The sequence below is a fragment of the Acidobacteriota bacterium genome, assembly GCA_040752915.1.
Classification (GTDB): Bacteria; Acidobacteriota; UBA4820; order UBA4820; family DSQY01; genus JBFLVU01.
In genome coordinates this window covers 1-11,211 of record JBFMHB010000076.1, presented here as the reverse complement: position 1 = coordinate 11,211, position 11,211 = coordinate 1, and the positions used below count along the sequence as shown (strand labels likewise).

At 68.5% G+C, this 11,211-nt stretch carries 11 protein-coding genes; 9 read left to right on the top strand and 2 right to left on the bottom strand.

Features of this window, described 5'->3' with window-relative positions:
• Window positions 1–5 precede the first annotated feature (5 nt).
• From AB1824_11665 to AB1824_11650, 4 genes are all read left to right on the top strand, one after another.
• A complete protein-coding gene (locus AB1824_11665) occupies window positions 6–965 on the top strand; it encodes a glycosidase (protein ID MEW5765622.1) in 960 nt (319 codons plus the stop codon).
• 76 nt (window positions 966–1,041) lie between these two features.
• Complete coding sequence (locus AB1824_11660) at window positions 1,042–1,605, top strand: sigma-70 family RNA polymerase sigma factor (GenBank protein MEW5765621.1); 564 nt, start codon at window positions 1,042–1,044, stop codon at window positions 1,603–1,605.
• On the top strand, window positions 1,602–2,129 hold the full coding sequence (locus AB1824_11655; GenBank protein MEW5765620.1) for a hypothetical protein: 528 nt from the start codon (window positions 1,602–1,604) through the stop codon (window positions 2,127–2,129). Before AB1824_11660 ends, AB1824_11655 begins: the two co-directional genes overlap by 4 nt.
• A 47-nt stretch (window positions 2,130–2,176) precedes the next feature.
• Window positions 2,177–2,599: a DUF6249 domain-containing protein gene (locus tag AB1824_11650; protein ID MEW5765619.1), complete on the top strand. Its 423-nt coding sequence runs from the start codon at window positions 2,177–2,179 to the stop codon at window positions 2,597–2,599.
• 72 nt (window positions 2,600–2,671) lie between these two features.
• On the opposite strand, the gene AB1824_11645 is transcribed toward AB1824_11650, so the two are convergent.
• Window positions 2,672–3,742, bottom strand: coding sequence for a type II glyceraldehyde-3-phosphate dehydrogenase (locus AB1824_11645; GenBank protein ID MEW5765618.1), 1,071 nt, complete (start codon window positions 3,740–3,742; stop codon window positions 2,672–2,674).
• Window positions 3,743–3,896: 154 nt separating this feature from the next.
• Here AB1824_11645 and AB1824_11640 point away from each other — a divergent pair, with 154 nt between their 5' ends.
• From AB1824_11640 to AB1824_11620, 5 genes are all read left to right on the top strand, one after another.
• Window positions 3,897–4,667, top strand: coding sequence for a dihydroorotate dehydrogenase electron transfer subunit (locus tag AB1824_11640; protein ID MEW5765617.1), 771 nt, complete (start codon window positions 3,897–3,899; stop codon window positions 4,665–4,667).
• Window positions 4,658–5,599: a dihydroorotate dehydrogenase gene (locus AB1824_11635; GenBank protein MEW5765616.1), complete on the top strand. Its 942-nt coding sequence runs from the start codon at window positions 4,658–4,660 to the stop codon at window positions 5,597–5,599. The genes AB1824_11640 and AB1824_11635 overlap by 10 nt, the downstream gene beginning before the upstream one ends.
• A gap of 35 nt (window positions 5,600–5,634) precedes the next feature.
• Entirely contained in the window at window positions 5,635–6,345 is a 711-nt protein-coding gene (gene pyrF, locus AB1824_11630) for an orotidine-5'-phosphate decarboxylase (protein ID MEW5765615.1), read from the top strand.
• 111 nt (window positions 6,346–6,456) lie between these two features.
• Window positions 6,457–7,413: a radical SAM/SPASM domain-containing protein gene (locus tag AB1824_11625; GenBank protein MEW5765614.1), complete on the top strand. Its 957-nt coding sequence runs from the start codon at window positions 6,457–6,459 to the stop codon at window positions 7,411–7,413.
• Window positions 7,414–7,665: 252 nt separating this feature from the next.
• On the top strand, window positions 7,666–8,646 hold the full coding sequence (locus AB1824_11620) for a hypothetical protein (protein MEW5765613.1): 981 nt from the start codon (window positions 7,666–7,668) through the stop codon (window positions 8,644–8,646).
• Here AB1824_11620 and lon read toward each other — a convergent pair.
• Window positions 8,627–11,026, bottom strand: coding sequence for an endopeptidase La (lon, locus tag AB1824_11615; protein ID MEW5765612.1), 2,400 nt, complete (start codon window positions 11,024–11,026; stop codon window positions 8,627–8,629). The genes AB1824_11620 and lon overlap by 20 nt on opposite strands.
• Window positions 11,027–11,211: the final 185 nt, after the last annotated feature.

Genomic DNA, 11,211 nt, shown 5'->3' with positions numbered 1-11,211 from the left:
CCCCCATGAACGGCGACCGCTTCCACAAGCTCGGCGTGAACCTCTTCACCCGCCATCCCCGGAACCCCATCCTGACGACGGCGAGCCTCCCCTACCCCGCCAACTCCATCTTCAACGCGGGCGCGGCGAAGGTGGGGGCCTCCACGGTCCTTCTGGCCCGGGTGGAGGACCTGAGGGGGATCTCCCACCTCACCGTCCTGCGGAGCCTGGACGGAGAGTCGGGCTGGACCTGCGAGGGACCGTCCTTTCTGCCCGACCCCTCAGCCCATCCGGAGGAACTCTGGGGCATCGAGGACCCGCGCGTCACCCGCCTGGAAGAACTCGGCGCGTGGGCCGTCACCTACACGGCTTACTCGAGCCGGGGGCCCCTCGTTTCCCTGGCCCTCACGAAGGACTTCCGCACCTTCGAGCGCCGCGGGCCCATCTGCCAGCCCGACGACAAGAACGCGGCCCTCTTCCCCAAGCGGTTCGGCGGACAGTGGGCCCTCCTCCACCGCCCCACGACCAAGGGGCAGGAGGCCAACGTGTGGCTCTCCTTCTCCGAGGACCTGAAGCACTGGGGCGACCCCACCCGCCTCCTCGAGTGCCGCCAGGGAGCCTGGTGGGACAGCGCGCGCATCGGCACCTGCCCGCCTCCCCTGGAGACCCCCCACGGGTGGCTCCTCTGCTACCACGGGGTCCGGAACACCGTGTCCGGGGCCATCTACCGCCTCGGGCTGGCCCTGCTGGACCTCGAGGACCCCCGCCGCGTCCTGCGGCGCAGCGAGGACTGGGTCTTCGGCCCCCGGGAACCCTACGAACTCGCCGGAGACGTCCCCAACGTGGTCTTTCCCTGCGGGTGGGTCCACGATCCGGCCACGGACCGGCTCTCCCTCTACTACGGCGCGGCCGACACTTGCATCGCCCTGGCCACGGCGCGCCTCTCCGAGGTGATGGACTACGTCCTGAACTGCCCCGCGCCCTGACATCCCGCCGCCTCCCCGACGCCGGTGAAACCGGTGGTAGACTCGCCCCGTCCAAGGGGTCGGAAAGGGGCGCGGCATGGAGAGGCTTCCGGGGGAGGACGGGTTGGTCCGCCGCCATCTCTCGGGCGATCCCCGCGCCTTCGACGCGATCATGCGGCACTACGAACCGTACGTACTGGGACTCCTCTGGCGGATGGCGGGGGAGCGGTCCGCGGCCGAGGATCTCTGCCAGGAGACCTTCCTCAAGGTGCTCAAGGGCCTGCCCTCCTTCCGGGGCGGGAGCAGTCTCAAGACCTGGATCTACCGCATCGCCCACAACGTCTGGACGGATCGTCTGCGGGCCAGGGACCCCGAGGAGACGGGCGGGGAAGAGCACCCGGCCTACCGGGTCGCGGCGGATCCTCGCACTCCCCTCGGCCGCGTGGAGGACGCCCAGATCCGCATGGCCCTGGAGGCCGCCATGGCGGACCTTCCGCGGGCCCAGCGAGAGGCCCTTCATCTCTTCTACTGGGACGACCTCTCGGTGGAGGAAGTGGCCCAGGCCCTGTCTGTCCCCGAGGGCACCGTCAAGACCCTTCTCTTCCGCGGCCGCCGGGCCCTCCGGGAGAAGGTGGCTCTCCAACTGGGAGGCGCGCCATGACGTGCGAAGAGTTCCTTCGTCTGATGGACGAGGCGCCCGAAGCGGGGCCCCTTCCCCCCTCCCTCTCGCGCCACGCCGAGGGCTGTGCCGCCTGCTCCCTGGCGCTCCGCACGGAGAGTCTCCTCCGGACGGCGCACCAGTGGACCGAGCGTCCGTCCCTCCCCGTGGAGCGGCGGGCCCACGTGCTGGCCGCCGCGCGGATCAGGGGAATGTTCCTCGCCCGGCCGGGCCAGGCGTTGGAGGAGGCGGGCGTGACGGCGGCGGTGCTCCTGACCGCCCTGGCCCTCGCCTGGATCGTCTTCCCCACCTTGGCGGAGCGGGTGCTCCCTCCGGCCGTCCTGGAGTGGGCGGCCCCCTTCACCGATCCCATCCTGCGCTGGCTCCAGCCGGTTTCCATGCAGGTGCGCGCCATGCTCTCGGAGAGCTGGGGCGCGCCCCTCCTGGGCCTCACCGCCTTCACGGTCGTTCTCTCCGCCGTTTTCTGTTTCCGCGTCTTGTCCCCCATGAGGTTCGCCGCGCGCTGAAACCGGACACCGCGCCGCCGCGTCCAAGGGGGCGTGAGGAGGTTGCCATGGACATGTCAGGACCCATCGTTCTCTTCATCATCTTCGGGGGCAGCGCCCTCATCGTCGCCATGACGCTCTTTTTCGCGTACAAACGCGAGCAGATGAAGACCCAGGAGCGGCTGACGGCCATCGAAAAGGGACTCAGCCCCCAGACCCCAGAGAGCGAGCGGCTGGCCCTCCTGGAACGGTTGGGGGCCCTGGATGGAGGCGGGCATGCAGGGTGCTGCAACCAAACGCCGCGGGAGAGGGAAATTTACGGAGGCCTCAAGATCCTCATCATCGGCCTCGGGCTGGCGGTGGCCCTCTACGTGGGGGTGGACGAGAAGGTGGCCATCTGGGGGCTCTTCCTGGCCTTCGTGGGGCTGGCCAAGCTCGCCGTGGGCTTCATCATGCGCCGGCCCGAAAGGGCCTCGGGGCCCGACGCGTAATCGGTGCCCGCGTCGTACATGAGAAAAGGCCCGCCCCCTGGGGCGGGCCTTCGTGCCTGGCTCGCGTCCCTTTCAGGCCAGGGGGTGCGGGAGGGCCCGCTTTCCCGACCGGAGGAGGTCCTTCACGATGCCCATGGTGCCGTCCGTGATCTCCATGGACTTCGCCCCGTCCTTCTGGATCCCCGTGAGGGCCCGGATCGCGTCCACGTTTTCCGGCACCACGATGGACATGTTGTGGACCTGGTAGAAGAGATAGAGCTCGTTTCCGCACGTATCCAGGATGTCCTCCCAGACCACCACCTCCCACATGTCCCCGCGGGAGCGCCCCAGATCATGGACCAGTTCCACATTGCAGTTGAGCGCCGTGACGCCGTCGGCGGCGCGGACGAAGGCCAGGCGGGGCGTGTTCATGAGGATCTCGAGCACTTCGTCCCGGGAGGCGGCCCGGGGCATCTCGATTTGCCAGACGTGGCAGTGGCTGATGGTCTGGGGAGTGAGGATCGCCATGGTGGTGACGTTCAGGTCGGGGAGGATGGTGCGGGCATCGGGGGCCTGGTGGCTGGGCACGTGGAGTTCGGGGACGATGGTGTTCATGATCCCCTTGGAGTGGGTGGTCCAGGGATCCACGGCGCGGCGGGCCAGGGTTCCGTAGCCCTTCTTCACGAGCCCGGCCTTCTGAAGGGCCCCGAGGGTCCGCACGATCGACGTCGTGTTGCAGGAGACCACGCGGGTGGAGGAACGGCCGAGGGCGGTCTCGTAGTTGGCCTGGGCCACGAAGGAATGCCCCGTGAGGGCGTGCTTCTCGGCCCCCTGGAAGATGGACTTCACCTTGAAGTCGTCGTAAACGACCTTGTTCTTGGCCGCCACGGACCGGGGGGTGCAATCCACCACCACATCCACCTTCTGAAGCAGGTCCGTCAGGAGCCCCTTCACGCGGACGCCCGCGCTCTGCATGGATTCCCGGTACTCCTCGGTCATGGCGTACACCTGGATGCCGTGGACCTCCGCCACCTGCACGCGGTAATCGCCCGTGACGTCCGAGACACCCACCAGCTCCATGTCCGGCTGGAGACGCACCGCGTCCGCCACCCGCTTTCCGATGACCCCGTACCCATTGATCGCCACGCGCGCTTTCCGGCCCATGAGCGTCTCCCTCCTGGTTTCTGACACGCCGCGGCCCCGCCGCGGGGTTCCGATGCACCGTGAGGCCAAGTTTGTGGATTGTACCACACGGGGGGCTTGCCGGAGGGGGGCGGCCGCCGGACCGCCCTGGAGTATACTGGGCACGGGAGGTTACATGGCGCTCCGCACCTACCGCGTGGTGGACAACGACCGCACGGGACCGTACTCGACCCTCACCCTCCAAGGAGAGGTGGCGGCTTCTCAGCCGGGCCAGTTCTACATGCTTCGGGGTGATTGGGGGGCGGACCCGCTCCTCGGACGTCCCATATCGATCCTCGGGGAGGACGCGGAGGACGGAACGGTCCGGTTCCTCGTCAAGGAGGTCGGTGAGGGCACGCGCCGCCTGTGCTCCCTCGAGCCGGGGGCGAAGGTCTTCGGCCTGGGCCCCCTGGGCCGGCCCTTTCCCCTTCCGCCGCCGGGGGCCGCGCCGGCCGCGTTGGTGGGCGGAGGCGTGGGGGTGCCGCCCATGGTTTACCTGGCCGCGCGCCTGGCCGAGCGGGCGCTCCCCTTTCGCTTCTTCCAGGGGGCCAGGACGGCGGCAGACCTGCTCTGCCTGGAGGACCTCGCCAGGGCGGGCGTGGACCCCGTGCTGACCACCGAAGACGGCAGCCTCGGCCTTCGCGGCCTGGTGACGGAGCCCCTCCGCGAACGCCTGGCGGAGTGTTCCACCGTGTACGCTTGCGGGCCCGAGGGAATGCTCAAGGCCGTCCAGGCCCTCTGCGACGGAAGGGTCCCCTCCTACCTCAGCCTCGAAGCGCGCATGGGGTGCGGCTACGGCGTGTGCCTCGGGTGCGTGGTGCCCGTGGAGCGGAACGGAAGGAGGGCGTACGAGCGGGTCTGCGCCGAAGGTCCGGTCTTCGAAGGGGAGGTGGTGCGATGGGCGTGAACCTCTCCGTCTCGCTGGGCGCCTTGCGCCTCAAGAACCCCCTCCTTCTGGCCTCAGGCTGCTGCGGGTACGGGCTCGACATGGAGCCCTACCTGGACCTGGAGCGGCTGGGAGGGGTCTGTTTGAAGGGCCTCTCCGTTAAGGGAAGCGAGGGCAACCCCCCGCCCCGGATCTGGGAAACCCAGGGAGGCATGATCAACGCCATCGGTCTCCAGAACGTGGGGGTGGAGGCCTTCCTGAGGGACAAGGCCCCCCAGCTCCGGTCCCGCCGCACGGCCTTCGTCGCGAACTTCTACGGCCACAGCGTGGACGAGTACGTGCAGGCCGCCCGGATGCTGGACGGGGAGGCTTGCCTGAGCGCCCTCGAAATGAACATCTCCTGCCCCAACATCCAGGAAGGGGGCATCCAGTTCGGGACCGACCCCGCCTCGGTCCGCCGCGTGACCGAGGCGTGCCGGAAGGCCACCTCCAAACCCCTGTGGGTGAAGCTGAGCCCCAACGTGGCCGACGTGGCGGCCGTAGCTCGGGCCGCCGAGGAGGCCGGCGCCGACGCCCTCACCTGCATCAACACCATGCCCGCCATGGCCATCGACGTGGAGCGCCGCGCCTTCCGGATCTCCAACAAGATCGGCGGCCTCTCGGGTCCGGCCCTCAAGCCCGTGGCCGTGCGCGTGGTGTACCAGGCCTCGCGAGCCGTGAGGATCCCCGTGGTGGGCATCGGCGGGATCGCCACCGCCGCCGACGCCCTCGAATTCCTCCTCGCGGGGGCCGCCGCCTTCCAGGTGGGGACGGCCCTTTTCGTGGATCCGGCGTGCCCCTACGCGATCCTGGAGGGCATCGCCGCCTATTGCGAGCGGCACGGGATCGGAGACGTCGCGGACCTCGTGGGGGCCGTCCAGGACGGCGCGCCCATGCCGAGGTGCCACGAATGAGGGACCCGGACCGCGGGGAGGGAGGAGCGAATCGGATGAAGGCGCAACTGATCGTCGCGCTCGACCTGAAGGACCGGTCGGCCCTGGACCGGCTCGTGGCGGCGCTCTCGGGACAACCTGTCTGGATGAAGGTGGGGCTGGAGGCCCTCTCGGCCTTCGGCCTGGGGATCGTGAGGGACCTTTCGGACCGGGGGTTCCGGGTCTTCGCGGACGTCAAGTATCACGACATCCCGAACACGGTGGGCGCCGCCTCCCGCGTCCTGGCCCGCACGGGCGCGGCCCTGTTCAACGTCCACTGCTCGGGAGGCGTGGCCATGTGCGCGGCGGCGCGCTCCGGGGCGGAGTCCGAGGCCGCCACCCTCGGTCTTCCTCGCCCGACCGTGGTGGGCGTCACGATCCTCACGAGCCTGAACGCCGAGGACGTGGCGGCCGTGGGGTACGGGGGAACGCCACGCGAAGCGGCTCTTCGCCTGGCCCGGGTGGGTCAAGCCGGCGGGCTGGACGGCGTGGTCTGCTCGGTTCACGAGGCGGCCGCCGTGAAGGAGGCCTGCGGGCGGGATTTCCTGACGGTGTGCCCCGGGATCCGCCCCGCGGGCGCCGACCTCCAGGACCAGAAGCGCATCGCCACGCCGAGGGGGGCCGTGGAGGCCGGGGCCGACTTCCTCGTGGTCGGCCGGCCCGTCACGGCGGCTCCGGACCCGGGTGCCGCGTGCGCCGCCATTCTGGAGGAGATGGGCTCCGCCTGACCGGTTTTCGCGTCCGGAAATCGCGCTTTTCGGCCTTTCCCGCGCCGGCCCTTTGAGGGTATCATCCCCTTTGGTTCGTGCAGGCTCCGTACCACCAAGGAGAGGTGCCGCGTGGGTTGGGTCCATAGGCTGAAAACCTCCTACTACGTGCCCATGCCCGAGGACGGGCTGGCCCGGAGGATCTGGAGGTCGGCCACGCGGCGGCGGGCGCCCGATTTTCCCCGGACGATCCAGATCCAGACCGTGACCGGCTGCAACGGGGCCTGCGTCTTCTGTCCCTACCCCCTCACCGTGGAGAGCCAGCCCAAGGGGTCCATGTCGCAGGAGATGTTTGAGCGGGTCATCGAGGAGGCCGCGGCCCACGGGGTCCGGCGGATTTCGCCTTACCTCATGAACGAACCCTTCCTCGATCCGACCCTCCTGGACAAGCTCGCCTTCATCCGTGAACGGGCCCCCGGCGCCAAGGTGGTCCTCACGACCAACGGCAGCCGCCTCACGCCCGACGTGGCCGACCGACTTCTGGCCATGGACGCCCTGCACTCCCTCTACATCTCCTTCCAGGGCGTGGAGAAGGCGGCGTACGAGTCCACCATGCGAGGGAGCCTGGTCTTCGAAAGGACGCTCGAGAACGTCCTGGGCCTGGTGGAGAAGTGGAAGCGAAAGGGCGGCCGCTCCCGCTTCTCCATCGTGGTGACCATGGTGCAGACCAACCGCATCGATGCGGAGAAAGCCGTCGCCTTCTGGAGGTCCAAAGGAGTGGAAAGCAAATGGACGCCTCTGGAGAACCGGGGGCGCCTCATCGCCACCGCCCAGGAACTCGCCCCCCCGGGCCGCCCTCTCCGGCCGTACGCCCACTGCACGCGCCTGTTCAAGCAGGCGTACCTGCTTTTCAACGGGGACCTGGTCCTCTGCTGCACCGATTACACCCGCAAGATGGTTCTTGGCAACATCCAGAACTCCACCCTCCGCGACGTCTGGAACTCCCCCAAGGCGTGGACCATCCGCAGGCTCTACTCGGAAGGCCGGCTCGATCAGCTCCCCCTCTGCGAAGGTTGCGAGATCGGGTGAAAGGGCCGGGGCTCCCCCGTGTCACCTCCTCGTGAATAATTCGTAACTTTTTCGTTCCACCTTCGCCGGCGCGTCCTGGCCACGGCCCCGCCAACGGGTCGCGCCCTGGTCCTCGAAACGCCCGTCTTCACGAAGACTTACAGCCGTGCGCGCCGTCCGGACCGCGGGAACCTCCGGTTCGGCAGACATTTTGCGAGTTGTGAGGAGTCCAGGACTCCCGGAAGGGGAGCCGGACGAACGCGAGGACCACCGATGCGCATCTTGGGACCGGTTCTTTCCAGGCGGCTCGGCCTCGTCCTGCTGATCCAGCAGGTCCCGCCGGGGACCTGCACGCTCTCCTGCCTCCACTGCGAAACCGCGGCCCTTCCGGACACCGTCCCCGAGCCCGTGGACTGCGGGTACGAACCGGCGGACCTCGCGGAGGTCGTGGCCCGCCGCATCCACCACGCGGAGCGGTCGGGGTGCCGCATCGACGCCCTGGCTATCCGGCCCGAGGGGGAATGCACCTTGGACGCCTCGCTTCCGGAAACCCTCCGGCGGCTGAGGGGACTGGAACGCCGGGTCGCCCTGTTCACCAACGGGACCCTCCTGGACCGCCCGCAGATCCGCCTCGCCGTGGCCCAGGCGGACTGGGTCTGCCTCCGCGTGGAGGCCACTCGCCAGGAGACCTGGCTGGCGCTGGGACGCCCCCACGGTTCCCTGCACCTCTCCAGAATGATCCAGGGGACGCTGGCTTTCTCCAAGGAGTTCCCCGGAACCCTCGTAACCGAGACCACGCTCGTGCAGGACATCAACGACGACGCCGAGCAGGTGGCCGAACTGGCCAGGCTTCTGCGGCACCTCAGGCCCGTCCGGGCCTATCTTTCGTTCCCTCGGCCCGAGGCGTGCGGCTCGCGGGCGCTGCCACCTTCCCCGGAGACGGTGGTGGCCGCCTTCCTCGCGCTGAGAGACTCGGTGGAAGGGGTAAGGCTACTGCTCCCCGCCGACGCGGGCCCGGATCCCTCCCTGGGCCCCGGGCAGTCGAGGCTCATGGACCTCCTTGGCCGGCGCCCGTACACCGAGTCCGTCCTGAGACAGGCCCTCGCCCCGACGGGAATCGGTTGGGATCTTGTGGAAAGACTCGTGGAGGCAGGCTCCGTGGCCCGGGCCACCTTCCAGGGCCAGACCTACCTGTTTCGGTGGCCTTCGTCCGCGCAGGGCGGAGGGTCGGCCCTCACTTCCGCCCACGCCTGACGGAGGCGCCCCGTTTCGCCCCGGGTCTCCTCCTTCCCGAACCGGAGGGACGGATCGCCCGGGCCAGGACCTCGGAGATCTCCCGAACGAAGTGGAAGGTCATCCCCTCCTTGGCCTCCTCCGTGAGGTCCTCCAGGTCGTTGGCGTTTTTCTCGGGGAGAATCACCTCGCTCAAGCCCGCCCGCTTGGCCGCCAGGACCTTCTCCTTGATGCCCCCCACCGGCAGGACCTTACCGGTCAGGGTGATCTCGCCGGTCATCGCCAGGTCGTCCCGCACCACGCGGCCCGTCAGGAGTGACACCATGGAGGTCGCGAGGGCGACGCCGGCGGAGGGACCGTCCTTCGGGATGGCCCCCTGGGGGACGTGGACGTGGATGTCCTGCTTGGAGAAGCGTGATTCCGGAATGTTCAGGTCGCCGGCCTGGGACCGGATCCAGGAGAGAGCCGCCACCGCCGATTCCTTCATGACGTCGCCGAGCTGGCCCGTCAGCGTCAGCGTCCCCCGTCCCCGCATGGCCGTGGATTCGATGAAGAGAATGTCTCCCCCCACGGGTGTCCACGCCAGCCCCGTGGCCACTCCGGGGCGGTCGATGCGCTCGCGCGTCTCCAGGAAGACCTGCTGGGGACCGAGGTAGGTCTTGAGGGTCTCGGTCGTGATCGTGACGGACTTCAGGCGTCCGCTCACGCGCTCCTTGGCCACCTTGCGGCAGACCGTCGACATCTGACGCTCCAGGTTCCGCACGCCGGCCTCGCGGGTGTATTCCGTGATGATTTTCCGGATGGCCCCGTCCTCGAAGCGGATCTGCGAGCGCTTGAGGCCGTGGTTGTCCAGCACCCTCGGCAGGAGGTGGTCCTTGGCGATGTGAAGCTTCTCCTCCTCGGTGTATCCGGGAAGCCGGATCACCTCCGTGCGGTCCAGCAGGGGCTGGGAGATCGTGTCCAGGATGTTGGCCGTGGCGATGAACATGACCTTGGAGAGGTCGAAGGGCACCTCGAGGTAGTGGTCGGAGAAAGAGAAATTCTGCTCCGGGTCGAGGACCTCGAGGAGCGCGGAGGTCGGATCTCCCCGGAAGTCCATGCCCACCTTGTCCAGCTCGTCGAGCATGAAGACGGGGTTGTGGGTCCCGGCCTTTCGCATGCCCTGGATGATCCGTCCCGGCAGGGCGCCCACGTAGGTCCGCCGGTGGCCCCGGATCTCCGCCTCGTCCCGGATGCCGCCGAGGCTCATCCGGACGAACTTTCGCCCGAGGGAGCGCGCCACCGACCGGCCGAGGCTCGTTTTGCCCACGCCCGGAGGACCCACCAGGCAAAGGATGGGACCTTTCATGTCCTTCTTGAGCTGCTGAACGGCCAGGTATTCGACGATGCGGTCCTTCACCTTCTGGAGCCCGTAGTGGTCTTCGTCGAGGCACCGCTGGGCGCGCTTCACGTCCAGGCGGTCCTTGGTGCTCTTGCTCCAGGGCAATTCGATGAGCCAGTCCAGGTAGGTCCTCGAAACGGTGTACTCGGCGGCGGAGGGGTGCATCATGGCCAGCCTCTCCACCTCCTTCAGCGCCACCGGCTCCACATCCTTCGGCATCTTGGCCTTGGCGATGCGCGCTTTGAGCTCCTCGATCTCCCGGCTCCGGTCGTCACCCTCGCCGAGTTCCTTCTGGATCGCCTTCATTTGCTCCTTGAGGAAGTAGTCGCGCTGAGCCTTGTTCATCTTGTCGATGACTTCGGACTGGATCTTGCTGCCGAGCTCCACCACCTGGAGCTCTCGGGCGAGGACGCCCGTGAGCATCCGCAAGCGCTGGACCACGGAGGTCTCCTCGAGGATGGCCTGCTTTTCCGCGAGGCTGATGTTCAGGTTGAAGGCGATCGTGTCCACCACCCGGTTGGGCTGGTCGTAACGCTGGAGGGCGGCCACCATCTCTTGGGGGATGGAGGGGACGATGCCCGCCAGCTTCTCGTACTGGGCCAGAATGGTCTTCTGGAGGGCCTCCACCTCGAGGGGCTCGCCGGGCTGGTCCTCGAGATAGGCGACCCGCGCCTCGAAGAACGGGTCGGTGGAGGTGAACTCCTCCACGCGGACCTTGCTCTGGCCGCTCACGATCACCGACAGGTTGTTGGGCGCCACGCGCATGAGCCTCAGGATCTTCGCGATGACGCCCACGGTGTAGAGGTCCTCGGCCGCCGGCTCCTCCACGTCCCCGTCCTTCTGGCTGAGGATGAGCAGGAAGCCCTCCCCGCGGGTGGCCTGTTCCACGGCCTTGAGGGAGCGTTCGCGTCCCACCGCCAGAGGAATGATCATCTCGGGAAACAGGAGGGTGTTCCGGAGCGGCAGCACGGGGAAGACCGTCGCCTGCTTCGATTTCTGCTCCACGCTTGGTTCGACCATGGATGCTCTCTCCCGAAGGGGGACCGTTGGACGGGGCTCCGGGGCCTGCCCGGCGCCGAAACGCGATTTCCCCGCCCGGCGCTCCCGACGCCGACCGGTCCATCCCGTGCACCGGGCGCCGCCGCCAGGCTGTCCACGTCCCGTGCGCCCAGGATACTCAAATGCCGGCCCTCCGCGCAAGATTC

Coding starts and splice junctions, on each gene's coding strand:
- AB1824_11620 (MEW5765613.1), top strand. CDS start 7,666: ATGCGCATCTTGGGACCGGTTCTTTCCAGGCGGCTCGGCCTCGTCCTG.
- AB1824_11655 (MEW5765620.1), top strand. CDS start 1,602: ATGACGTGCGAAGAGTTCCTTCGTCTGATGGACGAGGCGCCCGAAGCG.
- pyrF (MEW5765615.1), top strand. CDS start 5,635: ATGAAGGCGCAACTGATCGTCGCGCTCGACCTGAAGGACCGGTCGGCC.
- AB1824_11660 (MEW5765621.1), top strand. CDS start 1,042: ATGGAGAGGCTTCCGGGGGAGGACGGGTTGGTCCGCCGCCATCTCTCG.
- AB1824_11640 (MEW5765617.1), top strand. CDS start 3,897: ATGGCGCTCCGCACCTACCGCGTGGTGGACAACGACCGCACGGGACCG.
- lon (MEW5765612.1), bottom strand. CDS start 11,026: ATGGTCGAACCAAGCGTGGAGCAGAAATCGAAGCAGGCGACGGTCTTC.
- AB1824_11645 (MEW5765618.1), bottom strand. CDS start 3,742: ATGGGCCGGAAAGCGCGCGTGGCGATCAATGGGTACGGGGTCATCGGA.
- AB1824_11665 (MEW5765622.1), top strand. CDS start 6: ATGAACGGCGACCGCTTCCACAAGCTCGGCGTGAACCTCTTCACCCGC.
- AB1824_11635 (MEW5765616.1), top strand. CDS start 4,658: ATGGGCGTGAACCTCTCCGTCTCGCTGGGCGCCTTGCGCCTCAAGAAC.
- AB1824_11650 (MEW5765619.1), top strand. CDS start 2,177: ATGGACATGTCAGGACCCATCGTTCTCTTCATCATCTTCGGGGGCAGC.